Origin of the sequence: Ensifer sp. LC163, assembly GCF_001695855.1 — a bacterium.
GTDB lineage: Bacteria > Pseudomonadota > Alphaproteobacteria > Rhizobiales > Rhizobiaceae > Ensifer.
On the sequence record NZ_MBSS01000012.1, the window covers coordinates 745,168 to 768,431 of the forward strand.

A 23,264-nucleotide genomic window follows, 5' to 3' on the forward strand; every position below is an offset into this window, starting at 1 on the left:
TAGGGCACAAAGGTGGCATCCACGATCGCTCGCGGCAGGAAAATATAAAGAAATCAAAGGCAATTTTGTTAAGCCTTTGAAATCATGTGAGAATCCAAGGTCCCCAGGCAGGCCGTTTTTCGGAGCTGTTTCCTCTTTCAGTGATCCTATTCCCCACCAGAAAACGTGGCGTCTTTTCAGCTACTTGGCGCGATTTCCCGTCAATTGGAATGTGACGCTTGACCTGCCACTGCGAATTTCCTCCAGATCTCAAAGAAGCTTAGAGCTCTCAAAATGACGGCTGGGGACCCTGTTCGAGTGCTTCAAATAGTCCGACGGCTTTGGGGCCGTTGAACGAACCCGCTGCGCGGGAGGGCGTCTGCGGTTGAAATAGAGGGCACAGGCTGGAGGTCGCGCCTGGGTTGAACGTCGTCCGGCAAGGGCGGAGCATGACGAGCTTCTTCAACAAGGAGCCTGACCATGCAGTACCCCCATCTCGACACGCCCGTCAGCCCGCTGCGCCAGCGGTTGATCGACGACATGAACATGCGACGTTTCTCACGCGAAACGCAGCGCAACTATCTCCGCGACATCGGTCGTCTGGCGACCTTCCTCGGGCGGTCACCAGACACGGCGACCGCCGACGACCTGCGTCGGTTCCAGATCGAGCAGCAGGAGGATGGCGTTCCCGTTCCGACGATGAACAGCATCGTGTCGGCGCTACGGTTCTTCTTCACCCAGACCCTCGACCGCCCGGACCTGGCGCGCAGGCTCGTCCGGCTGGCGCATCCGCGGAACCTGCCTGTGGTGCTGAGCCGCGATGAGGTTGCCCGGTTACTCAATGCCACCACCTGCCTCAAGCACCAGGCAGCATTGTCGGTCGCCTATGGCGCCGGCCTACGTGTCGCTGAGGTCTCTATGCTGAAGGTCGCCGACGTCGACAGCGAGCGGATGCTGCTGCGCGTCGAGCGTGGCAAAGGCGGGCGCTATCGCAATGCCATGCTTTCAGAAGACCTGCTCACCCTGCTGCGCCAGTGGTGGAAGGTGGGGCGGCAGCAGGGTGTTATGCATCGCGACGGCTGGTTATTCCCTGGCCAGCACGCAATGAAGCCGATCAGCACGCGGCAGCTCTATCGGATCGTCGTTGAGGCGGCCCAGGCCGCCGACATCGCCAAGCGGGTCGGGCCGCATACGCTGCGCCACAGCTTCGCCACCCACCTGCTGGAGGACGGCACGGACATTCGGATAATCCAGGTCCTGCTCGGGCATGCAAAACTCAACAACACCGCCCTCTACGCCAAGGTGGCGACCAGGACGGTCCGCACAGTTACGAGTCCGCTCGACAAGCTCGGCCTGTTCAAGCCGGAAGAGTCCTTTCCCGACGGTTGAACTTGCGTGCCTCGATCGAGGTCGCCGACATCTTCCGTGCTGCCGGGGCGGCGTACCGGCGCGCGCATGCAGGACATCTGAGCCTGCCGCAACTGAAGGTGATGTCGGCGGTCGAGAACTGCCGCACTGCTGCCCTCGGCGGTCACGTCGAGGCCTGCGAGGACTGCGGCCAGCGGCGGATCGCCTACAACTCCTGCCGCAATCGGCATTGCCCAAGGTGCCAGGGCGCAGCGGCACGGACATGGCTTGCCGAACGCGAGGCTGATCTGCTTCCAGTCGGCTACTTCCACGTCGTGTTCACGCTGCCGGCCGAGACCGCCGACATAGCGTTCCAGAACAAGGCGCTCGTCTATGACCTGCTGTTCAAGGCGGCGTCGGAGACGATGCTGACCATCGCGGCCGATCGCAAGCACCTCGGCGCGCGCATCGGCATCACCGCCGTGCTCCACACCTGGGGATCGGCGATGACGCACCATCCGCATGTGCACATGATCGTTCCGGGCGGCGGCATCACGCCAGACGGAAGCCGATGGATATCATCGCGCCCGGCCTTCCTGCTTCCGGTACGCGTACTCAGCAAACTGTTTCGACGACTATTCCTCATCCGGCTGGTCGCTCTGCACGACGCCGGGCGGCTCAGCTTTTTTGGCGCACTTGCTCATCTCGCCGAGCGGCAGGCATTCTTGCGGCATCTATCGCCGGTCCGAAAGAAACGCTGGGTGGTCTATGCGAAGGCGCCGTTCGCGGGTCCTGAGGCGGTTCTTGCCTATCTGTCGCGCTATACCCACCGGGTCGCAATCTCGAACCGCCGCCTGATCACCTTCGACGAAACTGGCGTCACCTTCCGCTATAAGGACTACCGCCGCGACGGCTGCGACCGGCAGCAGATCATGACGCTCGCGGTCGATGAGTTCATCCGCCGTTTCCTGCTCCATGTCTTGCCGCGTGGCTTCCATCGTATCCGGCACTACGGCCTGCTCGCCGGCTCAGCCCGCAAGACCAGCCTCGCGCTCGCGCGCGAACTCCTCCACGTCGCCGCACCGGTCGATGACGGCGTACCAGGCGAACAGGATGACTTCCGCCCGCCATGCCCCTGCTGCGGCGGACGAATGATCGTCATCGAGATGTTCGAACGCTGGAAGCAGCCGCGCGGACCGCCGGATGCGACGGCCACGAACCGGGAGACGGCTTCATGACCCGGCATGGCATGGTCAAGACCTCAGTCGCAGGCGTCACGCCTCCGGCAACCGACCTGCATGCGTCCGTGGCGATCATTGCCGCCGACAGGGTCGCGGCGAGCCTGGGCCAGGCCCGGAAAGCCGCGCGGGTGAGCAAAGAAGCGACCTGCCCGCCATCCATCATTCCACTCCCTGACTGCGATCCTGCTACCGCGCACATGAGCCGCAGATTGAAATCTCCATAGCCTTCGACTGGGGTCCGCGGGTTCCTTCCTCGGGGACTTTCGTACGCCTCGCGGCGCCCGAAACTCTTCACGCTTGCTGCCTGACGGCTCTTAGGAGGCGCAACTGCAAAAGCGGACGATCAAACCATCGACCTTCTCTGTGTATGCGAATGGTTTGGACTGGGCCACTTGCGGCTCGTCCGCTTCCAATCTGAAGTGGCCAAATGCGCGGATATTAGGTGAGGATCGAGCACGCCGGCGCAGATCGCAAGCGCAGTACCGAGTAAAAATGGGTGTGAGGCCGTTGCCGTATGAAGCTTCAGAGCGAACCGAGCCGCTATGACTTTGATTGAATATTGCTTTGCCCATAGTCACCAACTACGTTCGATCAACGCATGAAGAATGGCGGGCAAAACGGGGTTAAGGCGTGGCGGACAGGAGGGAAGATCCGGCGAGTTCGGCGTCGGCGATCGCGATTGCCAAGGCTTCTCGGCCGGTGAGAAAAGCAAGGGTCACATCTTCGCCGGATGTCGTGATTGACGAACCCGACTATGTGCCGCCCGATTATGGTGCCAGCCGGCGCACGCGCATTGGTTCGAGTGTCATCGAACAATTCGTGGCCGGCCACGATGCCGGCGACGTCCTACGCGAGCTCGTTCAAAACGAGTATGACGGCGGTGGTGACAAGCTCACGCTGACGTTCGGGAGCAAATCGGTGGAGGTGATCGGTTCGGGTCGCAATATCGAGCGCAGCGGCTGGGAGCGGCTCTCGGTGATCGTCGGGACCGGCAATGTCATGGGCACTCGCGGCGCAGAAGTCGTCGCGCCGAAGGAAAATGGAATAGGTTCAAAGAATTTCGGGCTGCGGTCGCTCTTCCGCTTCGGGGACGAAATCCACGTCCGATCTTCCGGGCAGGTAGCCCTCCTCGATCTTCAGACGCAGGAGACCGGTCGCGCCCCCGATCCACAATCTCGGGGCGTGAAGGGCGTCCGCCTGTTCGTGCCCTATCGGACGCGATCGACCGAAACCCTGGAGGCGTTCACTGTTGAGCGAGAGGCGCATGCGCTGGAGCTGATGGCGACGAGCATGCCCGATACACTGCTCAAGCTGGCGCATAGCGGGAAGAAGTCAGGCCTTCGCGAGGTCAACGTTCGTTCGATTCGAACCGGGCGCGTCCTGCGCTGGCGACAAGAGGCGTCACCAGATCGCTGCCGTACGTCCGGAGTATCGATGATCTCCCGGCGCGGCCGGATGAGTGATGGCGACGCACGCGTCATCTCTTTCCAGGAAGAGGAGTTCTCGCGAACCGTCGAATTGCCGGCGGAATATGCGGCTCGGCGGTTCCCATCGTACTACAGGGCCGCCGGCGGCAGGGTGAAGATCGCGGTCTCGGTGCCGATCGCGCGACGCAAGATCGATATCGGCCATAACGGCCACTTCTACTATCCATTGAAGGCTCCGGCCTCGCGAACCGGTTGCCCGGTGAGCGTGAGCGCTCCGTTCGACCTCAACCAAGATCGCAGCGGCCTCAACGATCTCCAGTGGAACGACTGGCTGATCGATCAGGCGGTCGAACTGGTGATGGAACTGCTCGTTTCCGACTGGTTCGTGCGATATGGCGCCGATGCCTTCACAATGCTTGCCGGTGCCCGTGCCGGCGCCGCCACGCCCGATCGATTCGCGACGACGTTGGCGGAACGGCTCAGAGAGGATGCGTGCTGGCCAACGCGCGCAAGGGGCGACAAGCGATTTGCCAAAGCGGGTGCGATCGTGCTGCCAAGCGACGACCTATATGCCGGCTTCCTCGGCGACGCGCGCTATCTCGATCCCGAGCTCAGCGCTGACGAGAATCTGTGCAAGCTTGCGGAAAAATGCGGGGCGAAGCCGTTTACCGTCGCATCCCTCGTTCGGCTGCGCTGCGCGGGTAAAAATGAGAAGAGCCTGAAAACCACGATCGAAGGGGCGGCGAACTATCATTTCACCAACTATGTCGATTCGACGCGCGAGCTGGACATGCAAAAGCGCCAAGCAACGGCGCTTTCGGCATTCCCGCGACGGCTCTCAAAGCAGATGCGGTTCGATCTCGGCAACACGGCCTCGACGCTCAGCGCAACAGGCGACCTGAGACCAGCCATTGAGCTGATGATCGTCGACCCGGACCTCTGGGCTGATTGCCCAGAACCCGAGGCGAACCGACTTCACCCCGACCTTGTGCCGTTCAAGGCGATTTCCGGGCACTGCCGCGTCTTCGACGAAGAGCAATGGTTGATCGACGCTTCCAAGCGCGCCGCGGACGCGGCGCCGGACGACCGGGAGCGCGAAACGCTCTACCGAAAGCTGCTCGCACGTGAGGCGCCGATCAGCCGAGCTGCCCTGTCAGCATTGCGCAGCAATCCCGTGGTGAAGAACCAGCGTGGCGACTGGGTCGCCCCGGTGGAGATGGTCAATCTCAAGAAGACGCTCGCCCGTTTCCTTGATCCCGCGATCGACGGACCGTCCAAGGAATTGCTTGCAGCACCAAACCTGATGGCGCGCCTGCGGATTCGTGAAAACCTGAGCGGTGCCGATCTCGTTCGCTTCGCCGGCCTCGTCGAGGATCGGCCGGAGACCGCCGAGCGCTTCGAGAAGCTGCTCGCAGAGAATCTCAAACTGCTGAGCACCGCGATCGTCGAAGAACTGCGCGAGATCGCCTGGCTTAGGACCAGGTCCGGACGACTCGCCGCACCCGAGACTCTCCACCTAGATACTGCGACCAACCGGCTCTGCATCGGTAACGATGACTTGATTGTCGCCGGCACGAATGAGCTTCTTCATCACAAGCTCAAGCTGAAGACCGCGCCGGACAGCGACACGCTGCTCGAGATCATCGAGGCGCATCGCGACCGGACCGAGCCGCTGCCGCGGCCCGACCTCGTTTATCCTGCCCTTGTCGCAGCGATCGGACGCGAACGACGCGCAAAGGCCGAGTTCGCGGACCAAAGCGTCTGCTGGGTACAGGACGACTATCACGCCCCGTCGGATATCTTGGTCGGCCCGCGGATCCCCGCGCTGTTGGCCGAAGCAATCCCGGTCTTTCGGCACTCCGATGATGTCGGACACGCCTATCAGGCCCTCGGCGCGCCGGCGTCGCCAACGGACGAGCATTGGACGCGCTTCTTTGAATTCGTCGATATCGAGTGGGACATCGAGGGACCGGTCGACCAGCGCCGACGTCGTGTACTGCTCGAAGCATATAATCTTCGGGGCCTACTGGGATTGCCGGCCGGCTTGGAGAATGTAAGCTGCTTGCTCGACGATCGTTCTCGCCTGTTCACGCTTGCCCAGCTCCGGGCGGGGCAGCTAGTCGAGCCCGACTTTGCAGCGCTCGAACAGGAATTGCGCGCGACCCATAGCAAGATCGGCATCATCGAGCGCTCAGAGCGATCGCGGGTTTTCTTTACCGCCCTCGGTATTCGACCGCTATCGGCCATCGCCGGAACCGGCAAGCCCGAGCTTGGGTCACCCGGACGACCGCATCTCTGGTATAAGCCAAAGCATAGCGAGCGCGTCCTCGCGATGTTGCATCGGCCGCTATTTGCTCGCGCGCTCTATGAGGTCGCATTCCGCAACCGCCACGGGCATGCGGGGTTCGTTCCGGCGAGCCGCAGCGAGATCGCCGGGCGCTTGGCGACGATCACCGAGATTGCGTTCTTTCAGTCGATGGGACGTCGCTACTCGGTCGGCGGCGCCAGCGTGCTGATACCGGCGCAAGTCGCCATCAGCGAGCAGCGTATCGAATTTGTGGCACCAAAAACCAAGGGTGGCTTCCAGCTATTGCTGGCCGAGGCGCTCGCGGAGATCGCCGGCGCAACCAGCGTGGGAACGATGCGCAGTCTTGCCAATGCCTTCCTTCCATTGGTCCTCGCAGGGACGCTCGAAGAGCTTACCGACTATCTCGATCGCATAGGGATCCCGCGCGGGCGGGAATGGCAACTCGAAGACGACAGTGATGGCGATTTCGAGGAGGAGGATGGTGACGACGACGCGGAGGAGATCGCGCTCCGCCAGGTTTTCGACAATCTCGACACCGATTGGGACAGGAGCGACTCCGAGCCGCCACCGGTCGAGCCCGCACCGCCTCCTCCCCCTAATCCCCTACCGCCACCTACGCCACCGCCTGCGTCGCCACCGTTCAAGCTTCCCGACATCGATGAAGTCGATCTGACGGTCGCGCCTGCAAAGGGAAGTCGGATCGAGCCGCAGCAATCGTCGGGCGGCGGCGGCAGCTCCGGCACGTGGCTGCCGCCGACGCTGGCGGAGGTCGAGCGCGCCGGGCTGCTCGGCAGGCGCGGCGAGGAACTGATCTATCGGATGGAGCTGAAGAAGGTCCGCGAGTTCGGCTACGACGAGCCGGAGCGCTACGTCATCTGGACCTCTTGCGACGAACCCGGTGCCGACCATGATATCCGTTCGATCGACGCGGAAGGGCGTCCGCGATGGCTCGAGGTCAAGGCCACCACTGGGACCGATGGCCGATTTGATTGGCCGCGCAAGGAATTCGAGAAGGCGTTCCGCGAGCGCGATCGTTACGAGCTGTGGCGGGTCTACCGCGTCGCCGATCAGGCGCCGATCGCGAAGTGCTTTCCTAATCCTGCCAAGATGCTCGGTACGCGACAAATACTGCTTGAGCTCGGTTTGCTGCGCGCCAAGATTGAGGATATCGGCTGAGCCAACGTTGTCCGGTCCGCGTCCCGCGTCTAAGAGGCGCAAAAACCGGTGCACTGGTGCGAGAATCCGCGACGCATGCTGAGGCACCTGCTGCTGCAGCGGCAACGGCGCGACCAAGCGGGCCAGCCTTCACAATTCGAAAAGGGCGATCTTGCCGGCCTGAAGGCATTGATTAACCGCGCACGCTACTTGGCGTTCCGCTATGAGGTGGTGATTGTGCAGTCGGGCATCGGGCATGCGAATCTCGTTCCGCAATTCCTAGACGTGCTGGGCGCCACCGAGCTACGGCTACTTTCAGGAAGTAGGCAATCGCGGTTGAGCGCCTGAAATAGCGGAGCAAGGCTGCCGAGCGCTTTATGGCCGCCCCAACGCAAACTTGAGGTCCGAAAGCGGAAATTATTGCCGCTCGCCCGCCCTGTTGACTGATGCCCAAAGCCAGGGCACAAAGGTGGCATCCACGGTCGCTCGCGGCGGGAAAATATAGAGAATTCAAAGACGATTTCGATAAGTCATTGAAATCATGTGATAATCTACGGTCTCCAGGCAAGCTATTTTTGGACATATTCGTCCGCCTAATATCCGGCATTCCCCGCCAGAAAAAGTGATGTCTTTGCAGCTACTTGGCGCAATTTCGAGTCAGAAACTATGTGACGTTCTCCAGATCCCGAGAATGTCCAGAGCTCTGTAAAAGACGGCTGGGGACCGTGTTCGGCTGCCTCAAAAAGGGCCGCGACTGCGTATTCCGATGATGCCGGACGGCTATTCCAATCTGAAGCCGGACAGGTATTCCGATCTCATGCCGGACACGCTTCCGATTTGAAGCCGGACAGTTGCTGTGCCCCTGGGTCGTGTGTTTTTTTGACCTGAACCCGTTCCGCGGTCAAGCCAGGGTTGTTTGGTCGGTGGTCACGGCTTTCTGTTTTCGCATGCTCTCGCCGCTGAGTTCGATGCGATAGGCATTGTGAACAAGGCGATCCAAGACGGCGTCGGCGATCGTTGGATTGCCGATCATGTCGTACCAGTGATCCACGGGCACCTGGCTGGTGACGATCGTCGATCGCCTCTCGTATCGGTCCTCGATGATTTCCAGGAGATCGCGACGCTGCTCGTCGTTGAGCTTCTCCGGGCCCCAGTCGTCGAGAATGAGCAGGTCGGTTCTAGCGAGCGCCTTGAGGACCTTGGGATATCGGCCGTCGCCGCGCGCCAGGGCAAGGGTGGCGAACAGCCTTGGAAGGCGGTGATAGGCGACGGAGAAATCCTCGCGGCATGCCTTGTGTCCGAGCGCGCAGGCAAGCCAGCTCTTTCCGACGCCGGCCGGGCCGATCAACAGCAGGCTGTGGCGCTGACTGATCCAGTCGCAACCGGCGAGCTTCATGAAGAGATTGCGATCCAGGCCGCGGGCGGCGCGGAAGTCAGCGTTCTCGATCTGGGCGTCATGGCGCAGCTTCGCGGCGCGGGCTCTCGCCTCGAAGCGCTTCTGCCGGCGCGTGGTCGTCTCGCGTTCGAGCAGCAGCGCAAGCCATTCGCCATGCTCGAGGCTTCTGGCTTCCGGTTGCGCCTCGAGTTCCTGATAGGCGCTGGCCATGCCGGTCAGGCCGAGTTCGCGCAGCATGTCGATGGTGGGATTGGTCAGCATCGTTCGTTGTCTCCTCAATGAAAGTAGCCGGGGCCACGCAGATTGGTGTGCTCCATGACGGCAGCAGGTTCGGTGGAATGCCTTGCGTCCTTGTGGGTGGCGATGAGCGAGGCAATGGTCTTGCAGGTCAGGCCGCCGATCTCGACGGCGCGCGCCGAAACGGCCTCGGCGCGGTCGCCGGTGATGTCGCGATAAAGGCGCAGGATGCCGAGGCATGTTCTGAAGCCTTGCTCGGGATGCGGCCGGCTGGCGAGGATGGCGGTGATCAACCCCTCGGTTTGCGGACCGATGGACGCGCCCCAGCGCCGGAAGCGCTCCGGCGTCCATTCGGCGTAGCGGCGGTGGGAACTGGGCATGTGCGCGGGGTCTGTTCCATAGCGCGGCCCACCATAGCGGCGCTGATGCACGGCGACGCGTTTGCCGCGATGGAAGATCTCGACCATCCGCACTGTCGCCCGGATATCGACCTGCTGGCGGATGAGGCCATGCGGGACGGAATAGAAGAAGCTCTGGAACTCGACATGATAGTCCGTCGATACCCGCGCAAAACGCCATTCGGCGAACTCGTAATCCTCGGCGGGCAGACTTGCGAGCGCGGCGCGTTCGACCGTCTCGAAGAGATGTCGGCGGCTGACGCCCAGCCGGCGCATGACATGATTGTTGATGCGCTCCAGCACGCCGGCGATCGCGGTATTGGCTTCTGTGAGCGAGAAGAAAGTCTGCTTGCGCAAGCGACCGAGAATGCAGCTCTGGGCGAAGCGCACGCCGTTCTCGACCTTGGCCTTGTCCTTCGGACGCCGTGGCCGCGCCGGCAGAACGCCGACACCGTAGTGGGACGCCATCATGCCGTAACTGCGGTTGATCTCGGGATCGTAGAAGCTGGCGCGGCTGACACCGGACTTCAGATTGTCGGGCACGATCAGGCGGGGCACGCCGCCGAAGAAGGCGAACATGCGCACGTGCGAGCCGATCCAGTCCGGCAAGGTCTGCGACCAGGTCACCTCGGCGAATGTGAAGCTCGACGCGCCGAGCACGCCGAGGAACAGCTCCGCCTCGCGAATCTCGCCGGTCTTGCGATCGACGATCGGCACCTTCTTGCCGGAATAGTCCACGAAGACCTTATCGCCGGCAGCATGCTCCTGGCGCATCGTCGGCGAAAGGCGCTGCTCGAAACCGCGGAATAGCTCGCAGAAACGGGAAGTATGTTCGGCATAACATATTTCCCGTTATGTTGCGGCCGGATTTATGTTGCGGCTGCGGGGGATGAGCCAAGGCTCTCGGTGATTTCCTTGGCCCAAGCGCCACATAAGAAGAACGACGATGGCAGTTGACTACAATGCTTTCAGGAATGCCATCAATGACGGCAGGGATCGTTGCCGTGGGGGCTCTCTCAAGCCGCTGATATCAACCTTGGCCAACGCCTTGGCCTTCATTTCCAGATCCACCTCGGCGTAGATGTGCGTGGTGTCCAACGACACATGGCCGAGCCAGGCGCGGATCGTGTTGATATCGACGCCGGCACGTAGGAGGTGGACGGCTGTCGTATGCCGAATCGTGTGGGGGCTGACGCGCTTCGTGGCCAAGGTCGGCACAGTTTTGCTCGCCATGGCGGCATATTGCGTCACGACGCGGTGTATTCCGAACCGTGTCAAAGGCTCCTTCATTCGCCCCAGAAAGACCGCATCGCTCTTATCCCGATCGGTCACGAGGCGAGCCAGCGATATCGCCGTCGCTGGCCACAATGGGCAGATCCGGATCTTGTTTCCCTTGCCATGAAGGCGCACTGACGGAGACGTGCCCAGCTGAAGACTGCCGATCGTTAATTTTGCTGCCTCATCCGCGCGCGCACCACTGTTGTATAGGAATAACAGCAGGGCATGGTCGCGCACCCCAAGGCTGGTGCGTTTGTCTGGTTGACCGAGAAGCGCATCCATCTCGGCCTTTTCGAGATAGCCGATCGAGGCTTTTGCCGTTTTCTTGAATGGTATTGCCCTTATCTCGGAACACCAGGCCAGGTGGACCGGCGAACGCATGCCGATGAAGCGTGCCAGTGAATGAATAGTCGCAAGTCGTTGATTACGGGTTGCTTCGCTGCATCGGCGATCACGTTCCAGATGGTCCAGGAATTTGCGGACGATTGCCGGCGTCAGCTCTTCCACTGTCATACGATCGATTGCGCAACCTCCCTGCCTGCTTGCAAACGGCAGCAGCAGTGTAAGCGTGTCGCGGTAGCTGGCTTGGGTGTTGCGGGAAAGATTGCGTTCAGCGACCAGGTGCTCCAACAGGAACCGACGGATCCACGGGCCAAGGAGGCTTCTATCCCTCATGATCGGCCCCCATCGCGTACTGTGCAAAGCGCTGGCTGGCTGCATCGAGGAGATCGGGCGTCATGTGCAAATAACGCTGCGTTGAACGTATATCGATATGGCCAAGGTACGTTGCGAGTTGCGGGAGCAACCGTTGTACGTCTTGACCGGAGCGATACCAGGCAATCACCCGGTGCACGGCGGCCGTGTGACGAATATCGTGCAGTCGTGGCAGCCGAAGCTCCCCGATAGGGCAACTGATTCCGGCAGCTCGACGGACATGCTGGAACCAGGAAATGACCCGCACGTAGTGCCACGGCCGGCCATCGCGCGTGGTGAACAACGGGGATTCTTCCCCGTGCGGCAAAGGGAGAAGGTGCCTGCGTTCGATATGCGCAGCCAGCTCGCAGTTGAGCTTTGGTCCGATCGGCACGAGACGCGTTTTGAAGAACTTCGTGTCGCGGACAGTGATGATCTGCTCGGTCAAATCCACATCTTGCAAGACCAAGCGAAGCGCCTCGCCGATGCGCATACCGCTACCGTAAAGCAGTAAGAGAAGGGTGCGGTACATTGCCGGCACCTGAGGGCTGTGCCCAACCTTCAGGATCGAGGTGGCGTCCAGCAGTCGGCGTAGCTCCTCCGTCGAATAAACATACGGTGTTTGTTGCGGCGGCAGCTTCGGCAAGTTTGTCGGTAGTGGTGAGAACGCCGCGTAGCCGCGACTGACGGCGAACCGATAAAAGCCGCTCAGGACCCTGTAGCGCAGCATCCAGGTGGCGCTGAGCGAGCCGCTGCCTTGGAGAAACGCGGCTACCGTCTCTGGGGTAATCTCGCTGATCTCGAGATTGCCCATCACGCGGCAGAACCTGCGCAGCAGCACCTCGGCGGACTCGAAACGCATGCCCAATGACCGCTGCTTGGTCAGATAAGCGTCGACGACATCGGTCAGCATCATTGCAGCGCTCCCAGGTCGAATGCACCAACCTCGCGAAGGGCTGCCAAGTTCACCTTGGCGTAGATACTGGTTGTCGCCGCACTGCGGTGCCCCAAGTGGTCCCCGATCTCCTTTATCGACAGACCTTCTGCAAGAAGCCGAGAGGCGCAGGCATGGCGCAGCGCGTGCCCCCCGCGATGGGCCGCTTCGATTCCAAGTGCGACAAATCTGCGGTTCGCGACATCATAGATGCTGCCCGCCTTCAACGGCCGACGGGGTGCTTGCATGCACAGGAAGACTTCTGGGCACGACGACGACGGCCGTACCGTGTCGATGTAGCGGGCGAGCGCCTCAGCAACAGACGAAACGAGCGGATAGATCTGCGGCTGGCGGCGCTTCAGACGGAAAAGCCTGAGCGTTCGACCGGACCAGTCGATCTGATCGAGGCGCAATGCCACTACTTCCCCGCTGCGCATTCCATAAACCGCAAGCAGCAGCAGGATTGCACGATCGCGGATGTCCCGCGGCTTGTCGGTCTCGGCATCGGCCAACATGCGCTGCACGTCTGACCAGTTCGGGGCGTACGGCAACGACTCCTGGCGGTAAAGCCGCGGACGACAGATCGATCCGGCCAGGCTGTCTGCGCACATTCCCCGCTTTCCGGCGTATCGCAAAAATACCCGCAGGGCGGAAGCGGTATTGGCGACCGACACGCGGGACCATCGTCCCGTTGCCTGGGTAACGAAATAAGCGTCTATGTCGCCGGCCTGAAGATTGCCAAGATGCCGATTTGTCTGATCACACCAGCGCAGGAACCTACCGATCACACGGGTCCATTGCTCGAGTGTCGATGGTGTGAATCCGCGCTCATCGCGCATCCACCTCACATACTCGTCGAGTTGGCTCTGATACTCAAACCCGGCACTCGGTTCACGCCACCAGCCGAGAAATCGAAGCCAAGGTCGTCCGATATCGACAACTCTTCGCGCCGCGGTGACAGCTCCTTGGGCTTGTTCCCTCTCAACGGCAATCCGTCGAAGTGCCTCGATGTCGATGCCCTCCGAAGAAGCATCCGGGCCGAGACGCGTGGCAATCCACAACAGCTCGTTGCGCTTTATCGTCAGCGAAGCAGGAGTCGCCCCGCATTCCGCACAGTGGCGAAGGTAGCGGTCCCGCTCTTCGGCAAACGGCGTGTCATCATGGTAGTGGCCGGCCGAATGGCCGGCATCAGTCGTCAGATCCATAGCAAACCTCCATTGGAAAAGGCTTGCTACCCAGCCACTGAATTATGTTGCGTCAAGAACCCAAAGACGGCCAAGCGCCCGAGCAACAGAGAGGCTTGCGCAACATAAATCCGGCCGCAACATAACGGCTATAGCCATAACCACCGGGATGGACGCTGCGATATTCCTCCCACAGGATCAGCAGCGTCACGCCGGGCTTCTTCAGCTCGATGGAAAGCTCCGCCCAGTTCGGCTCGTGACGTCGCCGCTGGCCCTGTTTGACGCCGGCGCGGATGAAAAGCCGATGCTCCAAAGCATCGTCTGTCAGTTCTCCTGGCAATGGCCAGCTCAATCCGGCGGCCTTAGCCCGATCCAGATTGTCTTGCACCGTACTTCGGGCGATCCCGAGCACCACCGCAATCTCGCGTACGCTTGTCCCGCCGGCAGAGAGCCGAAGCATCTGTCGTATGTGTCGCATGGTCAGCCTTCTCTTCGACGGCATGAAATTCCCCTCGTGGATACTGAGGAGATTCATGCCAAGGTTGCTGACCCAAAGGCATCGTCAGGACGGAAAAACCGTCCGGTAATTGATTGGAATGCTGTCCGGCTTCAGATCGGAACGCTGTCCGGATTTTGATCGGAATCCCGTCCGGTTAATTCCTGGAATCCGCACCGCGACCAACGACAGTGTTGGGGCCGGCAACAGGCTGACGGCTTCCAGTGTTACCGAGCGGGAAGCAGACGTTTAGTCTGTAACCGCAAAGGTCTCAAACGGGCTCAAACCTGATCTTTTGTTATTGTCCACGTGCATGTGCGATGACACCACATCGCACAATGTCAAAATACTGACGTTCGTGACGAGCAAACTATCAGCCGAACACAAGCTCCGGCACAACCACTTCCCAAACATCTCGGTGAAGGTGCACCCGGAACTCTTCCTGATTGTCGGTCTTGCGCCAGCGCACGATGGCGCCGACCTCGCCGCGGAGGAAGTTGAGTCCTTCGGGAGGTGACCAGCTTTTGGCCATGCGTCCGAGAGTTTGTCCCCGAGCATCCTGCATTATCCAAGTGAGGCCATCGCGCACGATCTGAAGTGGGTCTCCTGCCTTTGCCTCCGAGATTGCGACAAGCGAGGGATGACCCGGCCCGAGACGCCCGGCCCACGACAGGTCCACGGTCTTGAGGTTCGGCACTTGGTATAGCGCAGCCGGAAAATCGGCGGCATCAGAGATGGCTGGCGCGGCGCGACGCAGCACATACTCTTCGCCGTGCGGGACGAAAGGATGCTGTCCTTCGGCAATGATGGCAAGGCTACGTCGCGCTCTGGTCATGGCGACATAAAAGAGGCGGCGCGGCGCATCGGGATCCTCGCCCTTAGAGGGCCGGTCCCAACCGCCATTCAGGATGACGACATCGTCGAACTCCAAACCTTTCGATCGATGCGCCGTCAGCAGCAGCAGTGCGCGCTGATCGCTGCGCGCATCATGGGCCCACTCAGCGAACCACTCGACGAGGTCAGGCACGGGCATGGTTTTGTTCGCAAGCTCTTTCGCCAGCGCGGCGATGCCTTCGGCGATCAGGTCCGTCCAGCGGTTGGACGGTATCGCGTTCAGCATGCCCACCAGATCACGGACGCCCAACAAACGTGTAGTATCGCGGCGCAGGACGTCGATGAACTGCTGCATTTCGCGCAGACGCCAGATGCTGGGCAGGCTCTCATTTGCCATTTCCACCGGAATGCCCAGCGTTTCGGCATAAGCGCGCACCGGAGCCAACCGCCGCCAGTCACGAGCGATGACCGCCGCACGTGACCAACTCCACTCCGGATCAAGGCGCGATAGTCGGACGAGTTCATCAACTGCGGTCATCGCCTGCGCCACATCGCCGGATGGGCAATCCAGCACTTGCACCCGCCCACGGGCCACAGGATCGAGCGCCGGCATCTCTCCGACCGTGCTGCGTTTGCGATCGATGGCAATGTCGTGACCGGCTTTCATACGGGCCGCGGCTGGCGCAATGACTGCGTTGGCCGCCGCAATAATATGCCCAGTCGAGCGATAGTTCTCGATCAGGAACACCGGTCGTGCATTATAGTCGGCCTCGAACTGGCGGATGAAGCGGATGGACGCCCCAGCGAACGCGTAGATGTTCTGATCGTCGTCGCCCACCGCAAACAGGCTGAGCCGAAGCTCCTTATCGTCCAGTGAGCGGCCTGCAACGGCGGAGATCAATGCATATTCCTCAGGGCCAATGTCCTGATACTCGTCCACCAGAATCCAACGATAGCCCTGAATTAGCGTATCGCGTTGTGCCTCGGCCTCGGGTTTGCTGAGTCCTTCGCCGTTCAACTGGCGCACTGCTTCCAAGACGATCCCGTCGAAGTCGTGGGACGTCTCGTTCGAAGTTCCGGCAAAGCTCGCGCCCACCAATCGCATCGCGAGGGCGTGGCAAGTGGATATGGTCACCGCATTCGCGTCATCGCCGATCAGGTGCCGCAGCCGGATGCGTATCTCGGCGGCGGCATGGCGGTTGTAGGTCAGCACAAGGATGCCGCGCGGGTCCTCGCGGCGGACACGGATTAGGTAGGCGATGCGGTGCACCAGAACGCGCGTCTTGCCCGAACCCGGTCCTGCCAGGACCAGGACGCTTGTCTGCTCACGGTCGTCGGCGACGATCTCTTGCTGAACTGGATTCTTCAGCACCTCAACGATCGCTTTCCAGGAGCTGCCGGTGGTTTGACGCCGGATCTCACCGCCCTTGCCGGGCATCCAGCGACGCAGAAAGGCGTCGCGCTCCAGCACGAAGTAATCTTCGGACAGCCGCAGCGCCTGATCCATCGCAGAAAGACCCTTTTCGGCATAGGTCGCCATGACATGGGTCTGGATGGTCTGCTCGGCGTAGTGTTCCTCTAGGGGTGTAAAATCCTTCACGGTGAACTGGCCGCCCGAGGGGTTCAAATGGACCGTCATCGCCTGCCGGAAAATCGTCAGTCCTTTGCCCAGCGTTACCACCTCCTGCTCATGCAGCCACAGAAGTGCGCGCTCCATCAGTTTTGTCATGTCCTGAATGCCGCTGCCGCGCAGCAGCGCGTCTCCTGTCAGGGTGGTGAGCAGATCACCCATCGTGGTTTCGACCTGGATGTCCTTGCCGCGGCTGCCCTTTGGCAACCTGCCCAGAAAGTGCCCTAGCAACAGTTCGGCACCCTGCTGCCGCAGGCTTGCGGTCTGTTCCAACGCCTGCCAGGACCGTTGCAGCGTGACCATCAACGTGTTGCGCGAAGCCTTGCGCAGCCGCAGATTGCCCTTGCCACCATCCTGATTGCGCCCGTCGCGGCCCATGCTCCGCAGTAGCTTTTCCACGATGTCGGGTCGCACTGCGCTGTGCCCCTGATTGCGGAGTGCCTGACAGGTTTCGGCCAGATGCAGAGGAATGCCTTCGGCACCTTCGGCATCGGGGGCTGCTTCGCGCATCAGGGCGGTCATCCCCGTTTCAAGCCGCGCAGCCTGCGCCAGACGCTGCTGCGAATGACCCTCGACTGCAACATGGACAAAGATCGTGACCACGACGTCGTTGCGAGCGATTCCGAGCGCCTCGAGATCGGCCAGCGCCTTGTTCAGCATACCCCCTGTTAATCCGCTGATCCCGGCCAGCTCGTCGGTGGAAATGCCCTGATCGGGCAGCGCGTTCATCAAGTGGCGAGTGATATCCAGAAGCTGCTTGCGACGGGTGCCAGTGATCGCGGCTCTAGCCAGGATCGCCTCGACTTCTTCCAGGTTGCGGATCCTGAGGGATGAGGGGAAGACCTGAACCTTGTTCTCCTCGCGGCTCAGCAGCGTGGCCTCCTCCAGCCAGGACACCGCGGTCTTCACCCTGGTGTCGTCGGTGTTGATGTCGCGCTCGAATTCCTGATCGCGTTCAGCTCGCACGACTTCGCCCGAGGTAGCGACCACGGTGCCGGTCTTTTTCGTCCGCTCGTCCAGCCGCCGCAGGGCCTTCAGGATCGCGCCGATTTCGTGCCGGGCCAGACGCGACCGGGCCGAAAGCGAGAACTGGCGCTCGACGTCCTCTTCGGCGAAGAGCAGCACGCAATTGGCATGAGCGCGGTCGCGGCCCGCTCGCCCGGCTTCCTGCAGGTAGTTTTCCAGTGATCCGGGAATGTCGCCATGCACCACCAGTCGGATATCGGGCTTGTCGATCCCCATGCCAAAAGCGTTGGTCGCAGCAATAATCCGTAGTTCGCCGATGCGAAATCGTTCCTGAATGTCGCGCTTCTCCTCGGGCGTGAGTCCGGCGTGGAACCGTTCCGCCGAAAGACCCTGCTGCTTGAGGAACTCGGCGACGCGCAGCGTCTCGCTGCGCGTGGCGCAATAGACCACGGCACCCGAAGCGCCATCGCGTGGCAGCTTGGCCTCGATCACATCGAGGATGTCGGCCAGCTTGGTGCCGCGCTGCGTCGGCCGGACCTCGAAGCTGAGATTGGTGCGCACTGCACCACCGTCCAGCAGCAACAGTTCGCGTCCAAGGCGTGAGTGGAAATGCTCTCGGATGTCACGCACCACTTCGGGCTTGGCGGTGGCGGTTAGGCAGAGCACCTGGGCAGGCGCTTCATCGCCCGAGGTTTCCTTGATGAAGCGGCTGACGTAGCGGTAGTCAGGTCGGAAATCGTGGCCCCATTTCGACACACAATGCGCTTCGTCCAGCACCCACAGCCCGATCTCGCGCTGTGCCAGAACCGATCGGACGGAGTTGCTGCGCAATTGCTCGGGCGAGATCAGCAGCATTGCCGCCTCTCCCATGCGCACACGGTCCAGTGCATCCTGCCGCTCGGGCATCGAAAGCATTCCATTGACGGTCACGGCCGAGGAGATTCCTGCCCGCGCCATGCCCTGCACCTGATCGGCCATCAACGCGACCAGCGGCGAGATCACCACCGTCAGCGCTCCGGTCTTGTCGAACTTCGACAGGGCGGGGATCTGATAGCAGACCGATTTGCCGGTGCCGGTCGGCAGAATGCCGAGGACGCTCGACCCGCGCATGGTCTCATCGACGATCCGCTCCTGCAGGGGGCGGCCCATATCATCCACCGGCTGCGCGCGGAAGGCATCGAACCCGAACCAGCGCGACAGCGCGCGGACCGGGTCGTTCTTGTTGCTACACCAGGTGCAATCCGGGCTTTTGCAACTGGCGTCGCGTAGGTGCCGCACGATCAGTGCAGCCTCGCGGAACTGCGCCCGTACCCAGGGCGGCATGACGGAATCCCCGCCCGCGACCAGGATCCAGGACAAAGCATAGGCCATTGGCCAACCGAGCTGCGGGTTCGAAAGGCGGTTCAGCGTCTGCTCGAGCCGCCTCTCGCAGGCGCGCCCCGCCAGAAGTCGGGAAATCGCTTCTTTTGCCACAAGAGGATCGGGCGCAGGAGCTCCGCGAACCTCCCGAAACACCGCGTCGAACCCGCGTGGGTTCTCCATTCTTGTAGTAAGGAAATGAAAGGCTGCAACGGCATCGGGCTGGTCGGCGTTCTGCTGCGTAAAAGCTGTCAGTTGATTGCGCAGCACCTGAAACACCAGTCGCGCATCCAGTTCCGGATCGTTGACATGGCCCGCTTGCAGACGCCCGTCATGGTAGTGCTTGACCAGGTGGTGGTAGGGATTGCGCGGAAATGCGAGCGGATTGAGCCATAGAGTGTCTATTGGTGATCGAAGAGTATTCGCCAACCCAGGACGCACCGCGAACAAATGAGGCAAGTCATGCCGAAGTATGTTGTGGCCGAGTAGATGCGCGCCCCCGGTTGCTTCTGCTTCCAGGCGTTCTAGGGCTGCCACGAGATCGCGTTTTTTTGCCAGGATCGGGGGACGAGCATCATCGCGCACCGCCGCAAAAGCGAAGATGCTGGCGGTTGCAGGATCAACTTCCAGGTCTATCGAAACGCAACGCTGCAGGAAGTGTTGGAGAGGCTCAGCCATATGCAACAAGTTTTATTCACGTGATGAAACGATTAGCGATCATGGTCGTGCCTTTGGTGAAAGGTCAACGTTCAACTTGTACCACACAAGAACTTTGCCGGATGGCCACCTATCCAGCTCAGTTCTACGATGCGACCCTATACCATGGCGACTGTCGACTGCTCCTGATATGCCTCACAGAGGGCATGTGCTTCTGGGTTCTTCGCGCGGCGGCAACCAGTCGCAAAGCAACATCTGCCCCATGCAGCATCCCTGAGGCCCATGGCAATCAGTACTTCGATGCCAAGAGGTGACGCGAAGGGCTGCGGACTCTTAAGACTGGCTTGCAACCGGAGGGTTGAGTGGACATCCGCTTTTGGTCCGGCAAGCACCATGGCTCAAGGTCTGTGTTGAGGGCGCGAAGCTGCCCGACGCACTATGGCCGCCTGACCGCAAACTTGAGGTCCGCAAGCGGAAATTATTGCCGCTCGCTCGGTCCTGTTGACTGATGCCCAAAGCCAGGGCACAAGGGTGGCATCCACGGTCGCTCGCGGCGGGAAAACAGAGGGAATTTCAAGGCTTTTCCTCTAAGCCATTGAAATCATGTGAGAATCCAGGTTCCCCAGCCAAACTCTTTCACAAACAAATTCAGTTGCATGAACGTCTCGGCGAGAGTTGTTTTCGCATGCCCTGCGCCGCTGCCTTGAGGCGCTAACGCGTTCGACCGTCCTACCATGCGCAGCAAATTCAGTGCGCCTTTAGATTGCATTAACGATGTTTGCTTACCCTCTGGTAGGATTTCCAGCGGGGTGGGCAGATGTTTCGGACGAGCGGTTTTCTTGTTTTTCTTTTGTCGAGCGCTTCGCTTGCAGCGGCCGCCGATATGGACGGGCCATTGGTCGGGGCGGACGACTACTATGAGGCGCCGGTCGAACAATCATCGCTGGGCGTGACGGGATACATCGAAGGGGCCTACGGAAGCGTCATCGACTCTCCCGGTGATATCGATGCCGACGCATGGGCGCTGCGTGGCGCCGTCAATTTCGATGCAGGCGCCGGCTTCAATCTACAGGTGGATCTCGGCTACGCCCGCGCCTCGATCGTGGATGCGGACACGAATGCCTACAACGGCGCCCTGCACGGTTATTACCGGGACAAACTCTATGCGGCTGGTGTGTTCGTGCAGGCGTCACGCCTCGACGCAGGCTTCGACAGCCACATCAACGATTATATGGGCGGCATCGAGGGCGCCTATTTCCAGGACACGTGGACCCTCCACGGTGCCGCCGGCTACGGCCAGGCAAGGTGGGAAGGTCTCGACGCCGATCATTACATGGCGGCACTCGGCGCCCGCGTCTATGCGACCGACAATGTGCGCTTCGATCTCGACGGCGCGCTCGAACGCATCTCCGACAGCGGCATCGACTACGATGTCAGCAGCCTGAAGCTGACGGCCAACTATCGCCCGGAAGCCTTCCCGGTCACATTGTTCGGCGGCTACAAATACGCCGACGAGGAAGTTTCCGGCTTCGGCTCGTCGGTGTCGGGCGACAGCAGCACGATCTTCGGCGGCCTGCGGTTCTCCTATGGGTCGAACAGCATCAAGGAAGAGGAGCGCCTGGGACCGATCTGGTCAAACAACAGCCGATCGTTTTGACCGCGAGACGTATCGGCGCAAGGCGCCCGCGTCGCTGCCCATCGACAAATCGGATGCCGAACATCACGGCGATTTTCCGTGGGCACCGGCGGGTCATCTCCTGCGGGCCACGATATAGGGACGGTTGTCGTTACCCTTGGTTGCGTGGCTTTCAGCGGCGAGGATATCGAAGCCTGCGGCATGTATCAGCTGGCTTTGATCCGCTGCCCGAAAGATACCGGCGTAGGGTGCCTTCCCGAGCGCGCGCATCGCAGGCAACAGGGCAAGCCGGATGAGTGGATTCATATCTCCGACGCAGGGCGTCTTGGAAAAATCGCTCGACCAACCATGCAAGCATCAACGGTGGGTGAAGCGGACGTGTAGATTTGAATGAAACCGCCGACACCTTGTCAACGCCGCCTGCAACTGCCACGCTAGTCCTTGCGTGATTCACGGTTACCTATGGGAGGGCACATGGCTCATAAGTTCGAAATCTACAAAGACAAGGCCGGCGAATATCGGGTTCGCTTCAAGTACAACAGCGAAGTGATGTTTTCGACCGAAGGCTATTCAAGCAAGGCAAGCGCTCAGAACGCCATCGATTCGATCAAGAAGAACGGACCGAACGCGCCTGTTGAAGACAACAGCCAAGCTTAAGTACATTCACAGGAGCGGCCCGCTGATGCAGATCGGCGGGCCTCTTCGTTTAAATCGGGCAACTTGCCCAGCGCCCGATCTGGACGCTCATTTCAGGCTGGATGCGCCACCGCCACAGCGAGTTTAAAGCAGGCCACGCCTGGCGAGGTTGCGCATCAGCGCGGCCGTGCCGAACGTCCAGGGTGGGCAATCCGTCGACAGGCGCACAGTATTCGCCAGGCTGCCGAGTTCGGCATTCGAAATCGTCACCACGTCGCCGATCTTGTGCGTGAAGCCCTGCCCCTTTTCGTCGCGGTCTTCGACCGGGGCAAACAAGGTGCCCATGAACAGCATCAGCCCATCGGGATACTGATGGTGCGGCCCGATGGTCTGGGCGACGAGGTCGAGTGGGTCGCGACTGATCTCCGCCATGCTGCTCGTTCCCTTCAGGCGGTAGCCATCGGCGCCTTCGACCAGCAGCTCGAGTTCGGCCCTGCGCACATGGTCGATCGTGTAGGTCTCGTCGAACAGGCGGATGAAGGGACCGATCGCGCACGAGGCATTGTTGTCCTTTGCCTTGCCGAGAAGCAGAGCGGACCGGCCCTCGACGTCGCGCAGGTTGACATCGTTGCCGAGCGTCGCGCCCTTCACACTACCGTTCGAGGCGACGGCCAGCACGATTTCCGGCTCCGGATTGTTCCAGCACGAGATGGGGTGGAGGCCGACATCGGCGCCTGAGCCGACCGATGACAACACCTGCGCCTTGGTGAAAACCTCGGCATCCGGACCGATGCCGACCTCCAGATATTGCGACCAGACGCCCTCCTCGATCAGCGCGGCCTTGACGCGGGCAGCCTCCGGCGAACCGGCCTTCAGGTTTCGCAGGCTGTCGCCGATGACGGCGGTGACGCGCGCGCGTATGGCCTCGGCACGGGCGGCATCGCCGGCCGCCCTCTCTTCGATGACACGTTCGATCATCGAGCGCGCAAAGGTGACGCCGCAGGCCTTCACAGCCTGGAGGTCGCAAGGAGCAAGCAGGCGAAGATTCGACTTTTCGCCCTCCCCGGTCACCAAGTCCGCCACCGAGGCGAGCCGTTCGCCATCCAGCTGACGGATATGAGCGACGGGCTCGGGAAGCTCCGACAGGTCGCGCATGGTGGGCGCCAGTTTCGAGGTGATGTCGACAATCGCGCCATCCCTGACGGTCACGAGCGCCGGCCCATCGATATCGAAACGCCACACCCGCCCGACAAAGGTTCCGGTTCGGTATGCCTCGTGCGTCATGATCGCCTCCCAAAGAGACGACTTTCTTGCAGCGAAAACAGCGGGCTGTAAAGCGTTCGCGATCAGGCCGGTTGTACCCGGTGGAACATTGCAAGTTTTCGCGCGTTTCCTGTTGCAGAGCGCGTCCAGTCGGGCATGCCAGGTTCGCAGCGACCGTTTGCAACCGCACAACCCGGTCCTCTGCCTTTG

At 61.2% G+C, this 23,264-nt stretch carries 14 protein-coding genes and 1 pseudogene; 6 read left to right on the plus strand and 9 right to left on the minus strand.

Features of this window, described 5'->3' with window-relative positions:
- The first annotated feature begins 459 nt into the window (after positions 1 to 459).
- From BC360_RS13415 to BC360_RS13435, 4 genes are all read left to right on the plus strand, one after another.
- On the plus strand, positions 460 to 1,368 hold the full coding sequence (locus BC360_RS13415; protein ID WP_065795495.1) for a tyrosine-type recombinase/integrase: 909 nt from the start codon (positions 460 to 462) through the stop codon (positions 1,366 to 1,368).
- Positions 1,369 to 1,370: 2 nt separating this feature from the next.
- A complete protein-coding gene (locus BC360_RS13420; RefSeq protein ID WP_065795496.1) occupies positions 1,371 to 2,564 on the plus strand; it encodes an IS91 family transposase in 1,194 nt (397 codons plus the stop codon).
- A gap of 738 nt (positions 2,565 to 3,302) precedes the next feature.
- Positions 3,303 to 7,478, plus strand: a complete 4,176-nt coding sequence (locus tag BC360_RS13430) for a DUF3883 domain-containing protein (protein ID WP_065795498.1) — start codon at positions 3,303 to 3,305, stop codon at positions 7,476 to 7,478.
- A 75-nt stretch (positions 7,479 to 7,553) separates the two neighbouring features.
- The gene (locus BC360_RS13435) at positions 7,554 to 7,805 is read left to right on the plus strand and encodes a hypothetical protein (RefSeq protein WP_065795499.1); all 252 of its coding nucleotides are present in this window, start codon (positions 7,554 to 7,556) and stop codon (positions 7,803 to 7,805) included.
- Positions 7,806 to 8,358: 553 nt separating this feature from the next.
- Here BC360_RS13435 and istB read toward each other — a convergent pair.
- The 7 genes from istB to BC360_RS13470 all read right to left on the minus strand — a co-directional run bounded on the left by istB (position 8,359) and on the right by BC360_RS13470 (position 19,540).
- Positions 8,359 to 9,114 (minus strand): IS21-like element helper ATPase IstB, encoded by a 756-nt coding sequence (istB, locus tag BC360_RS13440; protein ID WP_065795500.1) that lies wholly within the window; start codon positions 9,112 to 9,114, stop codon positions 8,359 to 8,361.
- A gap of 14 nt (positions 9,115 to 9,128) precedes the next feature.
- Complete coding sequence (gene istA, locus BC360_RS13445; RefSeq protein WP_244512729.1) at positions 9,129 to 10,334, minus strand: IS21 family transposase; 1,206 nt, start codon at positions 10,332 to 10,334, stop codon at positions 9,129 to 9,131.
- A 111-nt stretch (positions 10,335 to 10,445) separates the two neighbouring features.
- Positions 10,446 to 11,441, minus strand: coding sequence for a tyrosine-type recombinase/integrase (locus BC360_RS13450; RefSeq protein ID WP_065795501.1), 996 nt, complete (start codon positions 11,439 to 11,441; stop codon positions 10,446 to 10,448).
- Positions 11,431 to 12,375 (minus strand): tyrosine-type recombinase/integrase, encoded by a 945-nt coding sequence (locus BC360_RS13455; protein ID WP_065795502.1) that lies wholly within the window; start codon positions 12,373 to 12,375, stop codon positions 11,431 to 11,433. Before BC360_RS13455 ends, BC360_RS13450 begins: the two co-directional genes overlap by 11 nt.
- Positions 12,372 to 13,598, minus strand: a complete 1,227-nt coding sequence (locus BC360_RS13460; protein WP_065795503.1) for a tyrosine-type recombinase/integrase — start codon at positions 13,596 to 13,598, stop codon at positions 12,372 to 12,374. The genes BC360_RS13455 and BC360_RS13460 overlap by 4 nt, the downstream gene beginning before the upstream one ends.
- Before the next feature lie 52 nt (positions 13,599 to 13,650).
- Positions 13,651 to 14,079 (minus strand): helix-turn-helix domain-containing protein, encoded by a 429-nt coding sequence (locus BC360_RS13465; RefSeq protein WP_208858177.1) that lies wholly within the window; start codon positions 14,077 to 14,079, stop codon positions 13,651 to 13,653.
- A 367-nt stretch (positions 14,080 to 14,446) separates the two neighbouring features.
- Positions 14,447 to 19,540 carry a RecQ family ATP-dependent DNA helicase gene (locus BC360_RS13470; RefSeq protein ID WP_065795505.1) on the minus strand — a complete coding sequence of 1,698 codons (5,094 nt, stop codon included), beginning with the start codon at positions 19,538 to 19,540 and terminating at the stop codon, positions 14,447 to 14,449.
- A 796-nt stretch (positions 19,541 to 20,336) separates the two neighbouring features.
- Here BC360_RS13470 and BC360_RS13475 point away from each other — a divergent pair.
- Positions 20,337 to 21,176 (plus strand): hypothetical protein, encoded by an 840-nt coding sequence (locus BC360_RS13475; protein ID WP_065795506.1) that lies wholly within the window; start codon positions 20,337 to 20,339, stop codon positions 21,174 to 21,176.
- Positions 21,177 to 21,269: 93 nt separating this feature from the next.
- Here BC360_RS13475 and BC360_RS13480 read toward each other — a convergent pair.
- Positions 21,270 to 21,485 (minus strand): annotated as a pseudogene (locus tag BC360_RS13480) (SAM-dependent methyltransferase); the annotation flags it as partial.
- Positions 21,486 to 21,629: 144 nt separating this feature from the next.
- Here BC360_RS13480 and BC360_RS13485 point away from each other — a divergent pair.
- Positions 21,630 to 21,812 carry a YegP family protein gene (locus BC360_RS13485; protein WP_025426020.1) on the plus strand — a complete coding sequence of 61 codons (183 nt, stop codon included), beginning with the start codon at positions 21,630 to 21,632 and terminating at the stop codon, positions 21,810 to 21,812.
- A 123-nt stretch (positions 21,813 to 21,935) separates the two neighbouring features.
- Here BC360_RS13485 and BC360_RS13490 read toward each other — a convergent pair whose 3' ends face one another.
- On the minus strand, positions 21,936 to 23,075 hold the full coding sequence (locus BC360_RS13490) for a fumarylacetoacetate hydrolase family protein (RefSeq protein ID WP_139110012.1): 1,140 nt from the start codon (positions 23,073 to 23,075) through the stop codon (positions 21,936 to 21,938).
- Between the last annotated feature and the right edge of the window lie 189 nt (positions 23,076 to 23,264).